Raw genomic sequence first — 20,967 nt, 5'->3', positions numbered from 1 at the left:
TCCGCCGCGGATGAGACCTCTTGAGCCGACCGTGTTGACACCCCGGCGGGATAAACCTAAAATCCACACCGTGCAACGGCTTAGGCGGTTTTCTCCCATGAGGGTCGGAATCGGGTTCGACGTGCACCGGCTGACGCCCGACCGGCGGCTGGTCCTGGGCGGGATCGAGATTCCCTTCGAGCTGGGGCTCGCCGGGCACTCCGACGCCGACGTGCTGGTCCACGCGGTGATGGACGCCCTGTTGGGGGCGGCGGGGCTGCCCGACATCGGCCAACAGTTTCCCGACGACGATCCCCGCTACGCCGGGGCCGATTCCTGCGCCCTTCTGGCCGAGGTGGCGGGGATGCTCGCCGGGTCGGGATTGCGGGTAATCAACGTGGACGCGGTCGTCGCCTGCGAGCGGCCGAAGCTGGCGCCCCACGTCCCGGCGATGCGCGAGAGGCTGGGGCGGATTCTCGGGCCTCACGCGGCCGGGGTCTCCATCAAGGCCACCACCACCGAGGGGCTCGGCTGCACCGGTCGGGGCGAGGGCATCGCGGCTTGGGCGGTTGCGCTGGTCGAATGAACGAGCGCGTGAGGGGTTGACGAGGCGCTCAAGCCCCCATTCCTTTCCGGTTTCGCGGTCCGAAAGCGAGGGCTTTGGTGAAAACCGCTCTGCGTATATTGTTGATTCTCGGTTTGTTGATGGTCGCGTCCTGCAAAATCGGGCGGCGGCCGATGGGCGTGGCTTTCGTCCTCCGGGACGGCTCGCCGAAGGCCGATACGAGCCGGGCCTTCTACATGCCGGTTCTGGGCGACGAGGTGCAACCTACGGGGCTCCGGTTCGGCGATCCGGTGGAGCTGCCCTTCACCGGGCCGGTGGACCAGCTGGTCTTCACCCCGGACGGCCGGGAGCTCTGGGCCTGGGCCGGGGCCGACGTTGGTGAGCCCGCCCTCTGGTCCCTCGCCTTCTCGGGGGACCGTTTCGGCGAGCCGGAGCGGCGGTTCGACCTGGCGTCCTATCCCGCCGGACTGTCCTCGGCGGCGGCCCCCCGGGCCGATGGGGTCGTCTTCGACGCCCTGGAGCCGGTAACCGGACGCTGGCAGATTTTCATTCTCGACGACGGAGGTCTCCGGCAACTGACCCCGGGGGAGGCCGACTACCAATCCCCGACACTCTCGCCGGACGGGTCGGTGGTCGTTTTTTCCAGCAACCGGGACGGCGCCGGCGGCGCCAAAATGGACTGGGGCCTCTGGGGCTGCGAGATAGCCACCGAGTCGCTGTTCGCGGTTTACGACACTCCGTCCGACGAGGGCTCGCCCTGGTTCGCACCCGACGGCGCGCTCTACTTCGACAGCTTCGAGTATGTCGGGGAGGTGCCCGTCGGCTCCATCCGGCGCCTCGACGACCCGGCGGAATCCAAGGGTTCGCCGACCGCGGAGCGCGTGGCCGGCATCGAGGGCCTGGTCCTCTTCCCCCGGCCCAGTCCCGACGGGGAATGGCTTCTCATCACGGTTTACGACGATCCACGCTGGATGAGCCGCATCGTTAATCTGGAAACCCTGGAGAGCCGGCCCCTGGCCGGTGAGGACGCCGAAATCACCTACGCCTGCTGGCGTTGAGCTATCCACTTTGGAGCTTATCTACGGTTACAGGCCCGTCCAGGAGGCGCTGCGCGCCGGCGTCGGCGTGAAGCGGCTGTACGTAGCGCGCGAGTGCGGTCGGAAGGTCTCCGTCCTGGCCGACGGCGCCCGGAAGTGCGGCATCACGGTTTCGGTCATCCCGGAGAGGGAACTGGTTCAGATCTGCCGCTCGCAGAGGCACCAGGGCGTGGCGGCCGAGGTTGACCGGCGGGCGTTCACGGTGGAGGACCTGGTCTGGATTGCCGAAGAGCGCGGTGAGAAGCCCTTCCTCGCGGTGACCGACCACCTGGAGGACCCGCACAACCTGGGCGCGGTGCTGCGGACCGCCGAGTGCGCCGGGTGCCACGGCGCGGTCATACCCGTCCGCCGCGCCTCGCCGGTCACCGGGACCGTGGTGCGGGCCTCGGCCGGGGCGACGGCCCACCTGCCGCTGGCCGTTGTCTCGAACGTCGCCCAGGCGCTCCGGCGTTTGAAAGAACTGGGCGTCTGGTGCGTGGGGCTTTCCGGGGACGCCGGTGAGACCATCTACTCCACCGACCTGACGGGTCCGCTGGCGCTCGTCGTGGGCGCCGAGAGCCGGGGGGTCGGGCACGCCGTGGAGCTGGCCTGCGATTTCCTCGTCTGCATCCCGCTCTTCGGCGAGGTGGAGTCGCTCAACGCCAGCGTGGCCTTCGGGGTGGCCGCCTTCGAGGCGCTCCGCCAGCGCCGGGGACTTTGAAATCAAATAAAGGAGAGAACGTGGCCGCAGATGACATCCGTTTCGCCGACCGCCTGACCGGCTTCGGTCGTGAGACCGGCTTCGAGATAAAGCAGAAGGCCATGGCCCTGGAGTCCCGGGGGATTGACGTGGTGCACCTGGAGGTGGGGGAGCCCGATTTCCCCACGCCGCCGAACATCATCTCCGCCGCCAAGAGCGCCCTGGACGCCGGACAGACCCACTACGCCCCCAGCGCCGGCCTGCCGGCCCTGCGCGAGGCGGTGGCCGAGCACGTCACCGGCGCGTACCACACCCCCGTGCGCCCCGCCGAGGTCGTCATCGCCCCCGGGGCCAAGCCGCTCATCTTCTTCAGTATCCAGGCGCTGGTCAACCCCGGGGAGCTTGTGCTCATCCCCGACATCAACTTCCCGGCCTACGAGGCTGCGGCAATGATAGTCGGAGCGCGGATAGAGACCTACCCCCTCCTCCCGGAGACGGGGTTCCGGCCCGACCTGGACTGGCTCGCCGACAAAGCGGCCTCCGACAAAATCCGGATACTCGTCACCAACAGCCCCCACAACCCCACCGGCGGGATGTTCGCCGCGGAGGATTACTCCCGGATCGCCGAATTGTCCGAGAAGTACGGGTTCTGGGTCCTCTCCGACGAGGTGTACTCCTCCATCGTCTACGACGAGCCCCACGTCTCGGCGCTCGCCTCTCCCGCCCTCAAGCCCCGCCTGATAATGGTGGACGGCTGGAGCAAGACCTTCGCCATGACCGGCTGGCGCCTGGGGTACGGCGTCGTCCCCGAATCCCTGGCCAAGAAGCTGGCGACCCTGACCACCAACTCCAACTCCTGCACCTGCACCTTCAACCAGTACGGGGCGCTGGAGGCGATAAAGAACCCCGAGAGCTGGAACGCCGTGGAGCGGATGCGCCGGGAATTCACCGCGCGCCGAGCATACCTCATCCCCGCCCTGCGCCGGCTCGACTGCCTCAAGGTAAGCGAGCCCAAGGGCGCCTTCTACGCCTTCGCCGACCTCTCGAGCCTGGGGATGCCGTCCAAGGAAATTAACGACCGCCTTCTCAACGAGGCCCACATCGCCGCGCTCCACGGTACCGCCTTCGGCGCCGCCGGCGAGGGCTACATCCGTTTCAGCTTCGCCAACAGCCTGGTCAACCTGCACAGCTTCGTTGACCGCCTCACCGCCTGGGTCGCGAAGTACCGCCCGGAGGGCGGTTAAGTCCCGGGTCCGCCGGGGTGGTTCGGGACCTGTGGTCATCTATGCCCGGAGGTTACCTGACGCACATGTGTTAAAATCGCCCGGGATGAATGGGATGTTGATTTGAAACGGATGCTCTTCATCGCAGTGCTCGTGTTCCTCCTCCCCGCCGCGGCGCAGACTCCGGTGGAAGCGCCGCCATTACAGGCGGAGGAGGTGCTCCGGGAGGCCGGGTTCAAGCTGCCCCACCCCAAGGGGACCGAGCTACCCGCCCTGATCGAGGAGAAGGCCCGGACCTGCGCCGAGACCCACGCCGCCGAGGTCGAGCCCGACACCGAGGAGAAGATAGAGAAGGCCACCGAGGAGGTGGGCAAGGCGCTGGGGCCCATCAGCCAGCTCTTCGCCTGGCTCTCCGCCCTGCCGGGTTATTGGGAGGCCTTCCTGGTCGGCGCCGTGTTACTCGTCGGCCTCTTCATCCTCTACGGCCTGGTGATGCTCGGCGTGAAGGGCATCATGCGCAAGAGGGGGAAGCCCGATTGGCGTCTGGCCCGTCGGTACAACTTCTTCCTCCGCATCCTCATGCTGTCCATAGGCGTCCTGGGCGCCCTGGTCTGGGTGGACGCGACCAAAGGCTGGTTCTACAGCGTGGTCACGTCCATCGCCAGCCTCTCGGCGGCCTTCCTCGTTATAAACATCTTCAGCTACTTCATCCTGGAGCGTAGCCGGAAGAAAAAGCAGGGCAAGACGATGCCCGCCCTGTTCCAGCAGGTCGTCCGCGGAATCGCGTACATAGTCGCGGTCGTGGCCGTCGTCGGGACCGCGACGAGCCTGGACCTCTCGGCGCTCCTGGCCTCGTCGGCGGTGCTCTCCCTGGTTTTGGGCCTGGCGCTCCAGGACACACTGGGGAACGTCTTCGCCGGGATGAGCATCCAGGCCAGCAAGCCCTTCGAAATCGGCGACTGGGTGGCATTCAAGGAGTTCGAGGGCCAGGTGGTGCAGATGAACTGGCGCGAGGTGCGCATCCGCACCTTCGACGGGGACGACGTCATCCTGCCGAACAGCGTCGTCGCCTCCACGGACCTGTGCAACTACTCCCACCCCACGACGAAGCACGTGGCCGATCTGCTCATCGGCACCAGCTACCAGGACCCGCCCGAGAAGGTCCGCCGCATCGTCCACGAAGTGCTGGATGACGTGGAGGGGATCGAACCGGCTCAGCAATGCCTCTATCTCATGGATTACAAGGACTTTTCCATCGAGTACCGGGTCCGTTTCTTCATCTTCGATTACTCGAGGTTGCGCAACGTGCGGGCCGAGGTGATGAACCGGCTCTGGTACGCTTTCAAGCGCGCGGGCATTACGATTCCCTTCCCCATCCGCGACGTTTACCTCCGCCAGGTAGATGAGCGGGTTCTGGAGGAGGGCGCTCGACGGGCGCTCAACCGCCGGATCGAGATGCTCCGCAAGGTGGAGCTCTTCTCGCCTCTTTCGCCTGCAGTGTTCGATACGCTGGCCCGAGCCTTCAAGACCCTGATGTTCGCCCGGAGGGAGGTCGTCATCGAGCAGGGGGAACAGGGCGACACCTTCTACCTCATCGGGAGCGGCCGGTTCGAGGTCTTCGTAAAGAAAGCGAAGGCGAAGCACCGCTTCGGGGTCAAGGTGGCCGAGCTGGGGCCGGGCAACTTCTTCGGCGAGATGAGCCTGCTGACGGGCGAGGCGAGGACCGCCACCGTCGTCGCCACCGAGGAGAGCGAGGTTTACGCCCTGGGCAAGGAGGACTTCAGGGAAATCCTGCAGGGACACCCCGAGGTGAGCGCGCAATTGGCCGCGGCCGCCAGCGAGAGGGTGACCCAGAACCTGGCCCTGCTGTCGAAATACCTCACCCAGGACGAGCAGAAAACGATGGCGGATAAGGAAAAAACGGACCGCATCCGCCGGGCGATTCTCGGTCAGATGCGGGAGTTCTTCGGGTTCTAGCGCGCGGACTATACGACGGGGCTCTCGGAGCCCTTTTTTATTTACCGCTCAGGAGCTCCAGCCTTCCCTCGAGACCGTCCGTGACGGTGAAATCGAGCCCCCCGTCGGTCTTGGCGAAAATGAGCAGCCCCTCCAGGTCGTCGTCGGCCTCCAGGAGCCTCAGCCCTTCCTCCGGCCCCAGGACGAACACGGCGGTGGCGTAGGCGTCGGCCAGGACGCACACGGGCGCGGTGACGGTCACCGAGACGAGCCCACGCGCGGGCCGGCCCGTCCTCGGATCGAGGATGTGGTGGTAGCGCACGCCGTCCTCGATGAAGTAGCGCTCGTAATCCCCCGAGGTGGCCACCGCCCCGCTCTGTAGCTCCAGGACGGCGAAGAGCTCCCCCGGCGCACGGGGGTGCTGGACCCCGATGGTCCACGAACCGCCGCCGGCCCTTTCCCCGAACACGGCGATGTCCCCGCCGATGTTGACCAGTCCCGCCTCGGCGCCGGCTTCTTTCATCGCCTCAAGGGCCCGGTCTGCGGCGTACCCCTTGGCTACGCCGCCCAGGTCCAGGGCGACTCCTTCCGGAATATCCACGCCGTCCCCGGCGAGCCCGACCCGCCGGTAATCCACGCGGGGGAGTATCCTCGAAATTTCCTCGTCGCCGGGCACCCTCCGTTTCTCCCCGTTGAACCCGTAGGCTTCTACGAGGGGCAGGACGGTGGGGTCGAAGGCGCCGCCGGATTTCTCGGCGACCCGGAGTGACACCTCCAGGACCTCCGCCAGACCCTTAGAGACCCGCACCGGTCCCCCGCCCGCCGACAGGTTGAGCCGGTACAACTCCGCCTCGGGGTCGTAGCAGTCGGCCCAGCCCTCCACGTCCTCCACCGCTCGTCGGGCCGCGTCCAGGGCGCTCTCCCCGCCCACGGCGCAGAGCTCCACCACGGTGTCCATGGCGAAGAAGCCGTCCCGCTCCTCGGCGGCGCAGGACACTATCAGCGGGAGGAGGAGGGGCGCGGCTCGGAGGATTTTTCTCATAGGGTGTCGGGGTCCCGGCCGTCGAGGGCCGCGTTGACGAGGGAATCGGCGAGGCGGTTCTTCTCCCGGGGGATGAAGTGAAAGCGGACTCGGGTCAGTTCCCGAGCGAGGGCGAGCGCCCGGGCCTTCAGCTCGGCGAGGCGGGGGTCTTTCGTCCTGTACTCGCCGGTGAGCTGGCGGACGACGAGCTGGGCGTCCAGGTAAACGTCCAGCCCGGTGAGCCCGAGTCGGCGGGCGAGCTCCAGGCCGGCGATGACGGCGGAGTACTCGGCGACGTTGTTCGTGGCGCGGCCTATCTCTTTCGCGCGACGGAGAAGCTCGTTTCCGTCCGCATCGTAGAGCACGAGCCCGTAGGCCGCGGGGCCGGGGTTTCCCCGGGCCCCCCCGTCGGTGAAGAGCCTGGCCTGCACCTCTTCCATCACCCTCCGAGGGAGGCGGTGAAGTCCGCCCGGCGGTCGTCCAGGAAAGTGGCGGGATCCTCGGCCTCGGGGAGGCGGATATCCCCGAAAATCGCCCTCAGGCCGGAGGGTAGCTCTCTTTGGAGGGCGTCGTAACTGATCAATCCCCGCCAGGAGCCGACCAGCGTTTCCCCGGCGGTGTCGAAGAGGAGGAGCTCGACGGTGACCCGGTCCCCGAGGTAGCCGCAGTTGACGACGAGGAGACGCTCAAAGCCGCCCGCGGCGGCCGCCCGGTTCATCCCCGCCAGGTCGCCCGGCGCTATCGTCGGGTCCGCCATCTCCGCCCCGTACCCCGCGGCGTCCAGCGCCCGGCCGAGCCACGCCGCCAAACCGCCGGAGAGCCACTCGCCGGGGTCGAGGGGGAACACGGCGGTGCCCGCGCCGGAGGCGGATGCGGCAAGGGCGAGTAGGGCGAAGACTGCGATTGAACGCTGCAAGTCGCTCATCCTGTCCGCACCCCCGGGCGGGCAGTCCCGGGAACCGGTAGACATCGGGGTGCTTCCGGGGCTATTATAGCAGCCGACGGCGCAGTTCGCCGCAGTTTGGCGGGAGCATGAACATCACCACCCCCCGCATGGGGCTCTGCCACCTCGGCTACCGGCGCTTTCTGGAGGGATTCGGGCACCGGGTCTTCATCCCGCCCCCCACGACCAAGCACACCCTCTCCCTGGGCACGCGCTACAGCCCCGAGTTCGTCTGCTTCCCCTTCAAGATAATCACGGGTCAGTACTTCCAGGCGCTGGCGCAGCACCCCGAGATTCAGGCCATCTTCACCTCGGGGGGCAGAGGCCCTTGCCGCGCCGGGCTCTACGGCGTGCTGCACCGCCAGATACTGGCCGAGCACGGCCACCCCCTGGAGCTCTACCTCCTCGAGCCGCCCGTCATCGCCAACATCAAGCGGATGAGCCCGGGCATGACCTGGGCGGAGCGGATTACCCAGACCGTGTATGCGTGGCGCTTGCTCAAGGTGGTGGAGGAGATCGAGCGCCTGTCCCATTTCTACCGTCCGCGCGAGCTCCACCCCGGCTCGACGGACCAGGCCATGGCCCTGGCGCTCGCGCGCGTAGCGAAGATACCCACCATCCACCGCTACGACGACCTGGTGGAGTGTATAGGGCGTTTCTTCTCCCACCACGTGCCCACCAGGCGCGACTTCGAGCCGCTCCGCGTCGGCATCGTCGGGGAAATTTTCGTCGTCCTGGACGCCTTCGCCAACTGCGACGTAGAACGGACCCTGGGCTACCTTGGCGTCGAGGTCCACCGGAGCCTTTACGTCACCAAGTGGCTGCTGGGCGGAATCTACCGGCGATGGACCAAACACCGGATTGCCCGGGCGTCGAGGCTGTTCCTGGAGTTCTGGGTCGGGGGGGATGGGCGGGAGAGCGTCGGAGAGAGCGTCATTTACGCGCGGGAAGGCTTCGACGGCGTCATACAGTTGTCGCCGTTCACCTGCATCCCGGAGATTGTTGCCAAGAGCATACTGCCGCGCATCGGCGCCCAGACCGGCATGGCGGTGCTGTCGCTGGACATTGACGAGTCCACGGGGCGGGCGGGATTGCAGACGAGGCTCGAGGCCTTCGTGGACATGCTCTGGCGTAAACGACCAGCCGAACGACCCGCCGCTGTATCGCGAGCTCGGGTGGCGGAGAACCCGGTGTAGGGCAGGTACGACCTACGGGGACTTCGGGGGCCGGCCTGGGGTGGTTTTTTTAACGTAGAGGCGGGTCTCCTGACCCGCCCGTTCTATAACGTTCCTGTGCGCCGACTGGTGGATCGGTCTTATTCGGCGGGGATGGTAATCTCCGGCCTACGAGGTGCGGCGTGGATTTTTCGCGGGCTTCTTGAGCGTTAAAAAGGGCCCCTTCGAGGACCCGTCTCGGTCTACCTTCGCGGGCTTTTCTTTATCCTCGACACCCGTTAAAATGGGGCCCCTTCGGGGGATCCTTCTCACGAAGAAGTGGAATGCGGTCGGTGAAGCCGTGTATCTCCGCTTTAAAAAGGGCCCCTTTGGGGGGCCCTTTTTGCGAACGGGTTATCCCGTTACCGAACCAGGTGCTTGAGCTCTTTGCCGGCACGGAAGTTCGGAACCTTGCGGGCCGGGATGTTGATTTTCTGCTGTGTCCGCGGGTTGCGGCCGGTGCGGGACTTCCGCTGGGCGACGAAGAAGGTGCCGAAGCCGACGAGGGTCACGCGCTCGCCCTTCTTCATGGCGCCCTTGATGCCGTCAACAACGGCATTGAGGGCCTGGCCAGCCTGGCGCTTGGTGAGTCCGGTCTGGCTGGCGATGCGATCGATGAGGTCTTGCTTGGTCATTTTTCCCCCTTGGGGTAGCGGCGCTTTCGCGCCTGTCTCGTTTTATGGAACTTCTGCTTGCCGGCTCAGTTTAAACTGAAACCGGGGGTCACTACATGTGAAGCGTTGTTTAAAGCGCGTTTACGCTTTTCTGCAACCGACGAAGCTACTATAAACAGGCTTTCCAAGGCTTGTCAAGAAAAAATTTACGAAAAAACCGCTCCATCAGCCCTTTTAGAGGGATAAAGCCCCACCCGCCCCGGGGTTCATAGAGCCTAATTCGTTGTATATCAAATAGTTATCGAGCGTGAGCTTTAAAATCGGCTGCGTTGACTTTTTTTACGCCAAGCCCTATCATTGCTTGCTGATAGGGCCGTAATTACCCTCCGAACGCGGGTTTCGGGGGTCCCGTGAACCCGGCGAGGATGAAGCACAACAAGTACAGCATCCGGTTGAAATCCGACCTCGAGGCCCTGGCGGGTATCAAGCGGTTCGTCAACCGGGTGGCTTCCCTGCACGGCGTACCGGGAACCGTGCGCGACGACATAACCCTGGCGGTTTACGAGGGCTGCGCCAACGTCATCGAGCACGCCTACAAAGACTCCCCGAAGCTCGACATCAAGGTGGAGCTGGAGATACAGGAATCCGCGGCAATCATCTTCATCTACGATTCGGGACCCCCCTTCCGGCCTCCCGACGACGTGGGTCGCACCGGAGGTCGCACCGGAGGTCGCACCTCGCCCGACGTGTGGGAGCTCATTGACAGGGGGGCCGACGGAGGGCTGGGCCTCTGGATGATCCACAACCTGATGGACGAGGTCAACTTCTACAACCGGGACGGCCTGAACGTTCTGGAGATGAAGAAGGGGTTCAAGGTGCGACCTACGCCTTGAAAAGCCCCGACCCGCAGTAGTTTTGCGGTTTCGATCCGGATGGCGGCTCGTGGATTCACCACCTCGGCACGCCTCTACGGAGCTGGCACGGTTTGTGATTGGCTATTAAAGAAGATAACCACCCCTCCACGTCCGTTTTACCGGGGACGTAATTTCGTTTCCTATTAACCGGGGCACCCACGGCCATGCACGAGCTCTCCATAACCCTCAACCGCACCACCCCGGACGGCGTCCGCGTCTACGAAATTTCCGGCATGCTCGGCATCGAGGGCTCGACGGACATCCAGAAACTCTTCGAGGTCTGCCTGGGCGAGGGTGTGTACAACACCGTCTTCATCCTCGATAAGCTCGAGTTCATCTCCAGCGCGGGCGTGGGCGCCTTTATCTCCGTGGCCAAGGAGGTCCGGGCCTCGGACGGCGACATCGTTTTCGCGCTCATCCCCCCCCGCATCCGTCGCGTGCTGGAATCCCTGGACCTTCTGGATTACTTTAAAATTTACGACTCGGTTGACGAGGCCCTGGACCATTTTTCCCACCTGACCCCCACGACGTCCGAAGTCCTGGTGCCCGAGTCCCCCATCGAGGTCCCCCTTCGCTCCCTGGCCACCCCCAAGGACGTGCTCGAGTTTTCAGACATCCTGGTCCGTCTCAGGAGCTCTGATCAGCCCATCGCGCTGGCCCTCAGCGCCGCCGTTGACGTCTTCGGCATCCCGTGGATGGCGCTCTTCAACCAGACGGGCGACGGATTTTTCGCGCCCCTGGTCGTCGCGGGCCAGGGGATCGGCATCGGCCCGGGCTTTCGCCTGCCCGTGGACGGGGATTTCGTGGACCGTCTGCGCGGCGCGAAGAGCGACTTCCTCCTCTTCCCGCGCTGGCGCCGTACGTTCCCCTCGTCGGAGGAGCTTGAGACGCTACAGATGGCGGGCACGCAGGGCATTCTCCGCATCCGCTCGGGCGAGGGTCTCCACGCGTTCATCTGTTTCGGTCCCAGCCCCATCATCGAGGGTGAGGTCGAAGCCCTCGCCCTCCTGGGCCGCCAGCTCAACTGGTTCATCCTCTACCACCTCTCGGTCGAGCCTTTAGTCGGTGAACTGGCGGCTGCTTCGGAGCGGCTGACGCAGGCGGACGAGGAGCTGACCCTTGCCGGTAAAAAGCTCACCCGCAAGACCCTCGAGCTCAAGACCATGTTCCAGGCCGCCCGTGATTTCAGCGGCCAATTCGCCGTTCACGAGCTGTTGAACACCTTCCTGGTCATCGTCATCGGCCAGCTCGGCGTCAGCCGCACGGCGGTCTTCCTGATGGAGGGCGACCACCTGAACCTCAAGCTCGCCAAGGGCATCACCGACGAGCTCGACCTGACCTACTCCCAGGTTCTCTCCGAGGACGTCCGCCGTGAGCTCTTGACGACGAAGAAGCCGTTGCCGCTGGACGCCCTGACCGAGGACGGCTCGGGCAGCCTGAAGCAGAAGCTGACCGAGCTGGGTTTTACGATGGTCTGCGGGCTCGTCTCTACGCGCGAGTTCCTCGGCATCCTGGCCCTGGGGCCCAAGGTCGGGCAACTGGATTACGACGCCGAGGATCTGCACCTCATCTGGAGCCTCTCCAAGCAGGTGTCCGTCCACCTGGAGAACGCCCGCCTGTTCCAGCGCCTGCACAAGCACGACCGCGACACCGTCGGCCGTCTCATCGCCGCCATAGACTCCCGCGATCCCTACACCCGCGGTCACTCCGAGCGCGTCAGCCGTTACGTGGCCAAGCTCGCGCAGATGATGGACCTTCCCCGGCAGGAGATCCACCAGATCGTCTACGGCGCCATTCTGCACGACGTCGGCATGATAGCCACCCTGGCCGACGCCACCATCCAGGACACGGTGCAGCTCTCCGAGGAGGAGCAGAGACAGGTGGAGGCGCACCCCGAGGTCGGCGCGGACATCCTCAAGCTCCTCGGTTTCGACGAGGAGTGCATCAAGACCGTCCGCCAGCATCACGAGCGCTGGGACGGGAAGGGTTACACCCTGGGGCTCGCGGGCGAGGAGGTTTACGTCGGCGCACGCCTGGTGGCGGTCGCGGACTCCTACGACGCGATGATCTCGGGACGACGGTACCAGCAGCCCAAAACCGCCCGGTCGGCCCTGGCCGAGCTCGAGGCCGAGGCCGGCTCGCGCTACGACCCGAAGGTGGTGTCCCTCTTCGTCCGGCTGATCACCGCCAAGCACGGCGACGAGGTCTGACCGGATTTATCCCGCTTCAAGGAGCATGGAGTGGCTGATACGGATCGCAGGGTCAGGATCTATTCCGGCGAGGTCGAGACCGGCAGCGCCGCCGCTTTCGGCCTGGCGATGGGCCGGCGCGGTAATGGTGGACGGGTGGCGGTGGTGCGGTTTCTGAGGCCGGAAACGTCCGGGGAGGCCGAGTCGGCGGTCAAGCTGGGAATCGAGGTTTTTCCCTGCGACCTCGGCGAGGGCGGGCGGAGCTCGGCGGAAAAGGGCTGGCGGACGGCTCTCGACCTAATCGAGGCCCGGGGCCATGACCTGCTGGTGCTGGACGGGCTCCTGGACGCGGTGGAGGCCGGTTTTATCCCCCTCGCGGACGTCGAGACGGTGTTCCGTGTGGGATTCCCCTTGGAGCTGGTCCTCACCGGCCGCAGGGCGCCGGTGGAACTGGTGAAGCGGGCCGATGCCGTCGTCGAGATGCTGGACATCAAGCACTGAGGTCGGTGGGCCGCTTTTTCTGCGATTGTCTGCGACGGCGCGTCTTGGATTCATCGGCACACTGTGGTGCGGTATTTGATGCCGGAGGGCGTGAGAGCCCTCTTCATTACAGGGAAGTCATTTCGCCGCGGCGGAACGACCGACCCCCGTTGGGTGGTGTGATCGGTATGAACGCGACGGCGTTCCGAGACGGCGTCGCCGTGACCCGAAAAAAGGCGGAACGTTGAAGGTCGTCCTCTTCACAGCCGTACCGATCCTTCTGGCGGCCGCGCTCGTCCTGGCCTTCCTGCCGAACCGGCTGGGTTTCGGCCCCTTCGCCGAGGAAATCGCCCTGGAGCATTACGACGTGCGGAACGCGCTTTTAGAGCGCATCGGGGAGCTCTCCGACGAGGAGCTGGTCGGGCAGCTCTTCGTGGTCGGGGTGGACGGCCTCGACCTGAACGACGCGACGGTGGAGAGGCTCGCCGGGCTCCGGCCCGCCGGGGTCATCCTCTTCACCCGGAACATCGCCGACGCCGACCGGCTCCGGGGGCTGACCGGCGCCCTGCAGGCGGAGGCTGCGGAACTGGGCCTGCCCGGCCTTCTCATCGCCGTGGACCAGGAGGGGGGAAGGGTCCGTCGGCTGAAGGACGGCTTCACCGCAATCCCGGCCATGGGCGAGCTGCCGGGGAGGACGGACCCCGCGGGTGCCGAGACGGTGGGGGAGGTCGTCGGCCGGGAGCTGGCCGCGGTGGGTTGCAACTGGAACCTGGCCCCGGTGGTGGACGTTTTGACGAACCCGGCCAACCCGGGCATCGGAGACCGATCCTTTTCCTCGGACCCGCAGGTGGTGTGCGAGTACGCCGCCGCCGTGGCCCGGGGGATTCTCGCGTCCGGCGTCGCCGTCTGCGCCAAGCACTTCCCCGGAAAGGGCGAGGCCGCCGTGGACGCCCACTACGACCTGCCGGTCATCGGCGTGGACCGGGAGCACCTCGAGGCTTACGAGTGGCCACCCTTCCGCGCGCTTTTGACCGACGGTCAGTGGCTCAAGGCGGCGATGGTCAGCCACGTGGTCGTCCCTACTCTGGACCCCGACCTGCCCGCCAGCCTCTCCCCGGCGGCCTACGACGCCCTGCGGGGCGAAATAGGCTTCGACGGCGTGGCGGTGACCGACGACCTGGAGATGGGTGCGATAGTGAAGAACTACGGGCTTCCCGAGGCGGCGGTGATGGCGCTCGGGGCCGGGGCCGATCTGGTGCTCATCTGCCACACGGCCGCCCGGATGACCGAGGCCCGGGACACCGTCCTGGCGGCGTTGAAAGAAGGCGGCCTGGAGCGCGATTCGCTCCGCCGCCACGTTCTGCGGGTGTGGCTCTTTAAGCTGGCCCTGGGGCTGCCGCTGCCCGGGTTCGGCGATTACGACCGCGCCTTCGGGGAGCTCTGTCTGCGCCTGGGGCTTGACCCCCTCGAGTGGAGGCTGCTGCTGGACGACCCGCCCGACGTCTCGGTCTGTGGCTCGATCGAGCACCGTTCCCTCATGGACGGCGCCCTGCGCTAACCCGGCGGCGTCCACTCCCCGGTGGCCGCCGATTTCCGCATCCGCTCATCCAGGGCCATCTTCCTCCCGATCACCAGCTCCCAGTCCTGCTCCGCGGCCCATCGCCGGGCCCCCTCGCCCAACTTTTTCAAGAGGTCCGGGTCACGCCAGAGGCGGAGGATTTTTTCCGCCAGGTCGTCCGGGTCCCACGGGTCGCAAAGAAGGCCCGTCTCCCCGTCGCGCACGGCGTCGGGAATCCCCCCGGACCGGCCGCCGATCTGCGGCGTCCCCGCCGCCCCGGCCTCCATGAAAACGATGCCGAATCCCTCGAAGGAGCCCGGCGGGTCGTCTCGGCTGGGCATCACGTACAGGTCGGCCAGGTGATAACAGGCCGCCAGCTCGTCGTCGGGAATCCGCCCCAGGAGGCGCACCGCGTCCGTCAAGCCCAGCTCCCCGACCATCCCGCGAATGCGCGGAAGGTAGAAGCCGTCGCCGCCCAGGAGGAGCACGGTCTCGGGGAATTCTTCCAGAACCCGGGGCAGGGCCCGCAGAACGGTGTCGAACCCCTTGAGCGGGATCACCCGCCCGACGATGAAGAGCACCCTGTTGACGGGCGAGATGTCGTGGCGCCGGCGGAGCTCGTCGAGAAGGACCTCGGGCGGCGGGGCGTCGAAGTGGCCAAAATCCACCCCGGGGTGGATGATTTCTATCCGGTCGGGGGGTACGCCGTGGCCCCGCTCCACTATCTCGGCGCAGTAATGTGCGTTGGCGAGCACCGCCGCCGCCGCTCGGAAACCTTTGGCGAAGAAGGGTGCCAGGCGCTTATCCTTGGAGAAGCGGAGGGTCTCGGTGCCGTGGGCGTAGATGAGGTATGGCCAGCCGCCGATCGCCGCCAGAAGCATCGCCGCCAGGGAATCCGGGTGGCAGTACCCTACGTGGATGGTGTCCGGCGAGCCCTCGGAGATGAGCCGGCAGGCGGCCTCGAAATTTCCCAGAAACTCGGCGGCCTTCCACGCGGGGCAGGCGGTGAGGAATTTTCCGATCGTCCCTACCACTTCCCGGGACGGCGGCCGGCCGGGGAGGGGGCGGGCGGCCTCGGCGGCACGGCGCGCCAATCTACGGCACTCTCCCAGCCGGAAGCGCCTCCCGGTGTAGACGCGCCGGATGGGCACCGGGCTGTCCGCGTCGTAGGAACGCCAGCCCGTGCGGTAACAGTCAAGCACGCGGACGGGGAGGCCGCGTTCGGTAAAACCCTCGGCGGCGTGGACCATCGAGGTCTGGATTCCCCCCGCGGAGGGCGGGTACGAGTGGGCCAGCAGGAGGACGCCCCCCGTCTTGAGCGGTGCGCCGCGGGGGACGGTCGCCCGGAGACGTCGGGTGAATTCCCGCGCCGCCACGCGGGACGGGATTTTCCGAAAAAAGGGCAGCGTCCAGAGGAGCCCGCCCTTGGTGATCCGCTGAACCGGCGTGAAGAGCATGACATACCAGACCTCCTCGGCCAGGGAAAGGGCAGCGAGGAGGAGCCAGGTTTTCACGTGGCGCTGGTCCTTGCACGCGAGGTAGACGCGCCGGTAGTGCGGATACCTAGCCGCGGCGCGCACCGCGCGGAAGAGGCCGAAACCTCCCGTCGGGGGGAGGTCGTCGAGGCGGATGCGCTCGTCGGCCGGGGGCCACCGGGCCCCCTCGGGGTAGTTGAAGTCTATGACGAGGTCGCGCATCAGCGGTACTCCAAAAGGAGTGTCTGGGCCGCGGCCCAACCCTCGTCGGCGTTGACCAGCACCAGGTCGTGCAGGTTCTCATCGGTGTGTGAATCGGGGTACTCCAGCTCGCCGTTGACGTAGTGAACCAGCGTTCCGCCGGGACCGCAGAGCCAGAGGGCGTCGTCGCGGTCCGGCTCGACGGCCAGCCCGCGCAGGAGAACGCCGGTGTCGGCGACCGTATCCATCGTCCCGGCATCGTAACGGTAGATGCAGCCGTCGGCGTCCACGGCCCAGCCGGCGTCGGAATCCGTCAGGGCGCAATCCTCCAGCCGCCCACCGTCTATATCTTCAACGGTATAATCGTCGTCGGTGTAGTTGAAATGCAGGTAGGCGCCGTTGCCCGTGGAAATTCTCACGCCGACAACGAGCGCCTCGCCGGAGGCGTGAACGTCCACCGCCCGCCAGATGTAGTCGGCGTCACTCCAGACCAATTCCCAGTCCGTCCGCCGCCGCCAGACCTGGCCCTCGGAGCCCACTGTTACCACCGAGCCATCGCTTCTCGCGGCCACGTCGGCGAGGAAGGCCGGCGTCCCGGGCGGGCCGACCTCACTCCATCCTTCGGCGGGGTCATAGCGGAGGATGCAACCCTTCTCCTCGGAGTCGGCGCCCACCGCCCAGCAGCCGCCGCCCTCGTCCGGGGCCACGCCGGTCAGCTCGTAGTCGTCATGACCGCTGTTTATGTTTATCCAAGAGTCCCCGTCGCAGTACCACGCCTCCCCAACCTGGCCCACGACCCACACCTCTCCCGTCGGGGTGGCCGCGATGTCGCGCAGGCCCAGCGCCGGGCCTTCCGGCAGCTCGTACTCGCTCCAGAAGGGCGCCAGGTCTATGTCTGAGCAGGCCGCCGCCATGAGAAGCGCGGCGGCCGTGAGAATCAGTCTTTTGCGCATAGAGTTAAATGAAAAGGACGCTGATCGAGAGGTCGTAGTGCGTCCGGCGGATGGCCTCCCCCATGAGCTTGGCCACGCTGATGGTCCGGATGATTCCGGGCGCGCCGGGTCGCAGGGGAATGGAGTCGGTGACGATGAACTCGGTGAAGACCGAATCGGCGAGCTTCTCGTAGGCCTTCCCGGAGAAGACGCCGTGGGTCACCGCGGCGCGCACGCTCTTGGCCCCCCGCTCGGATAAAAGCCGCGCGGCGTTGACCATGGTCCCGCCCGTGGACACGATGTCGTCAATGATGAAGCAGTGCTTTTCCTCGACCTCGCCGATGAGGGTCAGGGCCTTGGAGGCGTCGGTGGAGTAGCGGCTCTTGTCCACGATGGCGAAGCCGCAGTCCAGCCGGTCGGCGTAGGAGCGGTTGATCTTGGCCGATCCGGCGTCGGGGGCGACGATGACCAGCTCGGCGGGGTCGAAGTTGTGCAGCTCGCGCAGGAAGAGGGGGCGCGGCAGGAGGTTGTCCACCGGGATGTCGAAGTAGCCCTGGATCTGGCCGGCGTGGAGGTCCAGGGTCAAAAGGCGGTCCAGCCCGGCCCGCGTCAGGAGGTTGGCCACCAGCTTGGCCGTTATCGGTACGCGGGGCTTGTCCTTGCGGTCCTGGCGGGCGTAGCCGAAGTAGGGGACGACGGCGGTGACCCGGCGGGCGCTGGCCCGGCGCAGGGCGTCCACCATCGTCAACAGCTCCATCAGGTTGTCGTTGACGGTGGCCGAGGGCGAGCCGCAGGTGGGCTGGAAAACGAAACAGTCGCGGCCGCGGACGTTCTCGCCTATCTCCACCCGCACCTCGCCGTCGGCGAAGCGGTCCAGAACCCGCTTGCGCAGCGGCGAGTGCAGGTAGGCGGCGACGTCCTCGGCCAGACGGGGGTGGGCGTTGCCGGAGAAGAGGAACAGGTCGAGCATGGCGTGACTCCCGGGAGTCGGGTGGTGGGTCGGTTCGGACGTGCGGGGCCGTCGGATTTTCTCGACGTTTATTCTACCACAGCCGCCCCGGTCGCCGGGCGTCCCCGGCGCGAAAAGGGGATGACTTTCGCCATCCCCGTGAAGAACCTTACTTTTAAAGTGGCGCTTCGCCGGTTCAGCGGACGATGACCAGCCGGCGGCCGACCGTCCACCCGTCACCGGCGAGCCGTGCCAGGTACACCCCCGGAGCCGCGGCCGAGGAATCCCACACCACGCGTCCCTCCGCCGGCGTCACCGCCGTCGAGAACAGCTCGCGACCGGCGAGGTCGTAAATGACGAATCGGGCCGCTCCATCGCCGGGGACGGTGAATTCGAAGGTCACCCGGTCGGAGGAGGGCGAGGGGTAAGGCGCGCTGAGAGTGAGACCGGCGCGGTCGCTCTCGGCGGGACCCACCTCCACCGGTCCGAGGCGCGTCCGCCGCCCGGAGAGGTCCGTCACTTCGAGAACGTAGTAACAGCCGGCATCCGGGGCCTCCCGGTCGAGATAGCGACCCTCGGTGGAATCCAGCCGGACTACCGTTGTCTCCTCCGCCCCGTCCTCGCGCAGAAGGACGACCGTCCGCGCCTCTGGCGAGCTCCACCGGGTCAGGACGCCGTCCCCGGTGCGCGCGGCGCTGAATTCCGCGTCCCCGACGCCGGTTTCGCTCACGTCAGCGTGGTAGTCGTAGGTTCCGGGCCCCGCCGCGGTCGGCCTCGTCGTCACGAGCACCACCCGGTCGTGGGTGTACGGGAATTCCGGCGCGTCGAAGGTGGACCAGTTCTCCGAGTCCAGGTCGAGGCGCGCGACCTCGGTGGCCGACTCGTCGCCCGAGTCTATGCGCAGGACGTCCACGGTGAAGTCGGAGGCGTCGTGGCCGTCGAAGGTTCCGTAGAGCCATTCGGTGATTTCAGGCCCGCGTCCGGGCTCCACGAAGAGCACGTACTCCCCGGCGTAGCGGGAGAGGCTGTTGGAGCCCGAGGCGGGGTAGTTGTTGTGGATCGAGGCGGGGGTGAAGAGCGGCAAGTCTTCGCCGAAATAGCTGTACCGGCCATCGAAGAGGTCGGAGTCCGCCAGGTCGAGGAAGTTCGCGGCGACCCAGTCGGGCAGGATATCCTCGAAGGTGGTCCCGGCGTCCACGGTGTCCAGGGCGTTGTTCACCCCGGTGATGGAGTTCGCCTGCTCGTGGACCAGCTCCCATACGAGGTCCACCGGGTCGGCGGAGCCCTCGCCGTAGTGCTCGTAGAGGTAGAGCGTCCAGAGGTAGGTCTTGATGTAGTCAGCCCAGGCGCCGTTCCAGGCCGTCAGGTCGTTGTCCGAGTTGCCGTTGAAGCCGCTGATGGAGTCGGGATGCCCGTAGAGGAACATGGCCAGCTCGGCGCAGCCCTCGTCCACCCAGGCGAGCTCGTCGGAGTCCTGGTACCAGTGGAGCATGTGCTGGCACTCGTGGGCGGCGACGGCTATCATGTAGTCCCCGCCGGGGTCGTTGTCCGAGCTGTTCAGGTAGACGATTTCCCGCTCGTTGGAGTGCCATTCGTACTCGCCGTCGGGGTACTCGTCGTAGAACATCCAGAAGCCGTCGGCGGAGATGTCCAGGTCGTAGTAGAAAGGGAACACGCGCGGGTCCCCGTCAATCTCGTCGGGGCACGGCCCGAAGGTCGTGGTGTTTATCTCGTAGATGCCGTCGCCGGGGCGGGGGCCGTCCGAGGAGTTCTCCCAGGCCTCGAGAATCTGGTTGACGTCGGTCTGGTTCACCTGACTTCCCCAGACCGTGTCGTCCACGACGACGTAGCCGTGGTCTCTTTTTCCGCGGATGGTGCAGTCCACGAGGTCCTGAGTCGGGTAGCCGGAAAGGTTCCACTTCCAGAGCTGGAGGTGGTCTCCAATGTTGTACTCGGCGGTTCCGGGCGGCGCGGGGCCGACCCGGGGCCTGTCCGCGTCGGCTCTCTGCATCTCGGAGAAAAAGAGCGGGGCCTCGGTGATGGCCAGGGCCGCGGCGGTGATGATCAAAAGCATCGCAATCGCGCTTCTCATGATTACTCCTCGATTGTCAGCCCGCGTCGCCGGAGGGGCCGGCCTCGCGCGGGGCGGGTTTTCGTGAGGGTTATCAGCGGTGGAAACGGTCGGTTTGGAGGTTGCTGCTCTTCGACAATCTTAATCTTAAGAGGCGGTCAGACCGTCTTTTTTTTTTGCCACGGACGTTTCGCGCGGATTATAGACCTCAATATCACGAAATTCTAATGATGAGGCGAGGGTGTCGTTTTGCCCGGGATTCAGGCTAAAGAGGGGTGTCAGCGCCCGATATTCTTGTCCCGGAGCATGGCAGGGAAAATTAACGGTATGAGCGGGAGAGAAAAAGGGTGAAGTGAAGCCACAGAAAGGCTACTCTTCTCCAACGTTGAAGCGGTCGTGGTTGAAGTCAGCGCCCTCGGCGCGCACTAATCCCGCGTTGTCCATGGCGCACTCGATGTGCCCCTGGTCGTCGGAATAGGCGTAGTGGTAGCCGGGCGCCGAGCCGTCCTGCCCGGCCTCGGGACAGGTGAGCATCCGGCGGATGTTTTCCGGGTTGGAGGAGTTGGCCATCAGCTCCTGGGCGTTGGGGTGGGCGTTGGGGTCGGAGAGCCGCGCCCCGGCCGGGCCTATCCGGGCGCCGGGGTGGGTGGACTTGTACCGCGCTATCTCGACCTCTAGGTTCGACTGGTTGGTGATGCAGGCGGTACGGTTGGCGTCGGAGATGTAGTCAATGATGTTGGGCACGGCGATGGCGATGAGGATGGCGATGATGGCCAGGACGATCATCAGCTCGATGAGGGTCAGGCCGCGGATGCCGAATATCCGCGACGGCGCGGCCATAATTGCCGCCAGACGCTCTCGGATGCGGTCGAAGGGGCTCTTCATCAAAATTCCTCGGTGGACTGTG

At 66.1% G+C, this 20,967-nt stretch carries 19 protein-coding genes; 10 read left to right on the top strand and 9 right to left on the bottom strand.

Annotation, left to right across the window (positions count from 1 at the left end; translation table 11 throughout):
- The first annotated feature begins 97 nt into the window (after positions 1-97).
- From ispF to VM054_09530, 5 genes are all read left to right on the top strand, one after another.
- Positions 98-565, top strand: a complete 468-nt coding sequence (gene ispF, locus VM054_09550) for a 2-C-methyl-D-erythritol 2,4-cyclodiphosphate synthase (GenBank protein HUT99305.1) — start codon at positions 98-100, stop codon at positions 563-565.
- A 77-nt stretch (positions 566-642) separates the two neighbouring features.
- A complete protein-coding gene (locus VM054_09545; GenBank protein HUT99304.1) occupies positions 643-1,602 on the top strand; it encodes a hypothetical protein in 960 nt (319 codons plus the stop codon).
- A 10-nt stretch (positions 1,603-1,612) separates the two neighbouring features.
- Positions 1,613-2,341, top strand: coding sequence for a 23S rRNA (guanosine(2251)-2'-O)-methyltransferase RlmB (rlmB, locus tag VM054_09540; protein ID HUT99303.1), 729 nt, complete (start codon positions 1,613-1,615; stop codon positions 2,339-2,341).
- 20 nt (positions 2,342-2,361) lie between these two features.
- On the top strand, positions 2,362-3,564 hold the full coding sequence (locus tag VM054_09535) for a pyridoxal phosphate-dependent aminotransferase (protein ID HUT99302.1): 1,203 nt from the start codon (positions 2,362-2,364) through the stop codon (positions 3,562-3,564).
- A 111-nt stretch (positions 3,565-3,675) separates the two neighbouring features.
- Positions 3,676-5,520: a mechanosensitive ion channel family protein gene (locus tag VM054_09530; GenBank protein HUT99301.1), complete on the top strand. Its 1,845-nt coding sequence runs from the start codon at positions 3,676-3,678 to the stop codon at positions 5,518-5,520.
- Between the two features lie 37 nt (positions 5,521-5,557).
- Here VM054_09530 and VM054_09525 read toward each other — a convergent pair whose 3' ends face one another.
- From VM054_09525 to VM054_09515, 3 genes are read right to left on the bottom strand one after another with little or no spacing between them, the layout of a single operon-like run.
- A complete protein-coding gene (locus VM054_09525; protein ID HUT99300.1) occupies positions 5,558-6,541 on the bottom strand; it encodes an FAD:protein FMN transferase in 984 nt (327 codons plus the stop codon).
- Complete coding sequence (locus VM054_09520; GenBank protein HUT99299.1) at positions 6,538-6,960, bottom strand: ribonuclease HI family protein; 423 nt, start codon at positions 6,958-6,960, stop codon at positions 6,538-6,540. The genes VM054_09525 and VM054_09520 overlap by 4 nt, the downstream gene beginning before the upstream one ends.
- A complete protein-coding gene (locus VM054_09515) occupies positions 6,960-7,436 on the bottom strand; it encodes a hypothetical protein (GenBank protein ID HUT99298.1) in 477 nt (158 codons plus the stop codon). Before VM054_09515 ends, VM054_09520 begins: the two co-directional genes overlap by 1 nt.
- 116 nt (positions 7,437-7,552) lie before the next feature.
- Here VM054_09515 and VM054_09510 point away from each other — a divergent pair, with 116 nt between their 5' ends.
- Positions 7,553-8,659 (top strand): CoA protein activase, encoded by a 1,107-nt coding sequence (locus VM054_09510; protein HUT99297.1) that lies wholly within the window; start codon positions 7,553-7,555, stop codon positions 8,657-8,659.
- A 380-nt stretch (positions 8,660-9,039) separates the two neighbouring features.
- Here VM054_09510 and VM054_09505 read toward each other — a convergent pair whose 3' ends face one another.
- Positions 9,040-9,312: an HU family DNA-binding protein gene (locus VM054_09505; GenBank protein HUT99296.1), complete on the bottom strand. Its 273-nt coding sequence runs from the start codon at positions 9,310-9,312 to the stop codon at positions 9,040-9,042.
- A 389-nt stretch (positions 9,313-9,701) separates the two neighbouring features.
- Here VM054_09505 and VM054_09500 point away from each other — a divergent pair, with 389 nt between their 5' ends.
- From VM054_09500 to nagZ, 4 genes are all read left to right on the top strand, one after another.
- Positions 9,702-10,184, top strand: a complete 483-nt coding sequence (locus VM054_09500; GenBank protein ID HUT99295.1) for an ATP-binding protein — start codon at positions 9,702-9,704, stop codon at positions 10,182-10,184.
- 185 nt (positions 10,185-10,369) lie between these two features.
- Complete coding sequence (locus tag VM054_09495) at positions 10,370-12,415, top strand: HD domain-containing phosphohydrolase (GenBank protein ID HUT99294.1); 2,046 nt, start codon at positions 10,370-10,372, stop codon at positions 12,413-12,415.
- 30 nt (positions 12,416-12,445) lie between these two features.
- The gene (locus VM054_09490; protein ID HUT99293.1) at positions 12,446-12,895 is read left to right on the top strand and encodes a cob(I)yrinic acid a,c-diamide adenosyltransferase; all 450 of its coding nucleotides are present in this window, start codon (positions 12,446-12,448) and stop codon (positions 12,893-12,895) included.
- A 223-nt stretch (positions 12,896-13,118) separates the two neighbouring features.
- The gene (gene nagZ, locus VM054_09485; GenBank protein ID HUT99292.1) at positions 13,119-14,432 is read left to right on the top strand and encodes a beta-N-acetylhexosaminidase; all 1,314 of its coding nucleotides are present in this window, start codon (positions 13,119-13,121) and stop codon (positions 14,430-14,432) included.
- Here nagZ and VM054_09480 read toward each other — a convergent pair.
- The 5 genes from VM054_09480 to VM054_09460 all read right to left on the bottom strand — a co-directional run bounded on the left by VM054_09480 (position 14,429) and on the right by VM054_09460 (position 20,945).
- Positions 14,429-16,129 (bottom strand): glycosyltransferase family 4 protein, encoded by a 1,701-nt coding sequence (locus tag VM054_09480; protein HUT99291.1) that lies wholly within the window; start codon positions 16,127-16,129, stop codon positions 14,429-14,431. The genes nagZ and VM054_09480 overlap by 4 nt on opposite strands.
- Positions 16,129-17,061 carry a hypothetical protein gene (locus tag VM054_09475; GenBank protein HUT99290.1) on the bottom strand — a complete coding sequence of 311 codons (933 nt, stop codon included), beginning with the start codon at positions 17,059-17,061 and terminating at the stop codon, positions 16,129-16,131. The genes VM054_09480 and VM054_09475 overlap by 1 nt, the downstream gene beginning before the upstream one ends.
- A 4-nt stretch (positions 17,062-17,065) precedes the next feature.
- Positions 17,066-18,010 carry a ribose-phosphate pyrophosphokinase gene (locus VM054_09470; GenBank protein HUT99289.1) on the bottom strand — a complete coding sequence of 315 codons (945 nt, stop codon included), beginning with the start codon at positions 18,008-18,010 and terminating at the stop codon, positions 17,066-17,068.
- Positions 18,011-18,185: 175 nt separating this feature from the next.
- Positions 18,186-20,081 carry a T9SS type A sorting domain-containing protein gene (locus VM054_09465; protein ID HUT99288.1) on the bottom strand — a complete coding sequence of 632 codons (1,896 nt, stop codon included), beginning with the start codon at positions 20,079-20,081 and terminating at the stop codon, positions 18,186-18,188.
- 348 nt (positions 20,082-20,429) lie between these two features.
- Positions 20,430-20,945, bottom strand: coding sequence for a prepilin-type N-terminal cleavage/methylation domain-containing protein (locus tag VM054_09460; GenBank protein ID HUT99287.1), 516 nt, complete (start codon positions 20,943-20,945; stop codon positions 20,430-20,432).
- Positions 20,946-20,967: the final 22 nt, after the last annotated feature.

It is taken from the genome of bacterium (assembly GCA_035528375.1).
Lineage (GTDB): Bacteria > RBG-13-66-14 > RBG-13-66-14 > RBG-13-66-14 > RBG-13-66-14 > RBG-13-66-14.
This window is presented reverse-complemented; position numbering and strand designations above follow the sequence as displayed.

Coding starts and splice junctions, on each gene's coding strand:
- ispF (HUT99305.1), top strand. CDS start 98: ATGAGGGTCGGAATCGGGTTCGACGTGCACCGGCTGACGCCCGACCGG.
- VM054_09510 (HUT99297.1), top strand. CDS start 7,553: ATGAACATCACCACCCCCCGCATGGGGCTCTGCCACCTCGGCTACCGG.
- VM054_09530 (HUT99301.1), top strand. CDS start 3,676: ATGCTCTTCATCGCAGTGCTCGTGTTCCTCCTCCCCGCCGCGGCGCAG.
- VM054_09480 (HUT99291.1), bottom strand. CDS start 16,129: ATGCGCGACCTCGTCATAGACTTCAACTACCCCGAGGGGGCCCGGTGG.
- VM054_09525 (HUT99300.1), bottom strand. CDS start 6,541: ATGAGAAAAATCCTCCGAGCCGCGCCCCTCCTCCTCCCGCTGATAGTG.
- VM054_09465 (HUT99288.1), bottom strand. CDS start 20,081: ATGAGAAGCGCGATTGCGATGCTTTTGATCATCACCGCCGCGGCCCTG.
- VM054_09495 (HUT99294.1), top strand. CDS start 10,370: ATGCACGAGCTCTCCATAACCCTCAACCGCACCACCCCGGACGGCGTC.
- VM054_09520 (HUT99299.1), bottom strand. CDS start 6,960: ATGGAAGAGGTGCAGGCCAGGCTCTTCACCGACGGGGGGGCCCGGGGA.
- VM054_09475 (HUT99290.1), bottom strand. CDS start 17,061: ATGCGCAAAAGACTGATTCTCACGGCCGCCGCGCTTCTCATGGCGGCG.
- VM054_09470 (HUT99289.1), bottom strand. CDS start 18,010: ATGCTCGACCTGTTCCTCTTCTCCGGCAACGCCCACCCCCGTCTGGCC.
- VM054_09505 (HUT99296.1), bottom strand. CDS start 9,312: ATGACCAAGCAAGACCTCATCGATCGCATCGCCAGCCAGACCGGACTC.
- VM054_09460 (HUT99287.1), bottom strand. CDS start 20,945: ATGAAGAGCCCCTTCGACCGCATCCGAGAGCGTCTGGCGGCAATTATG.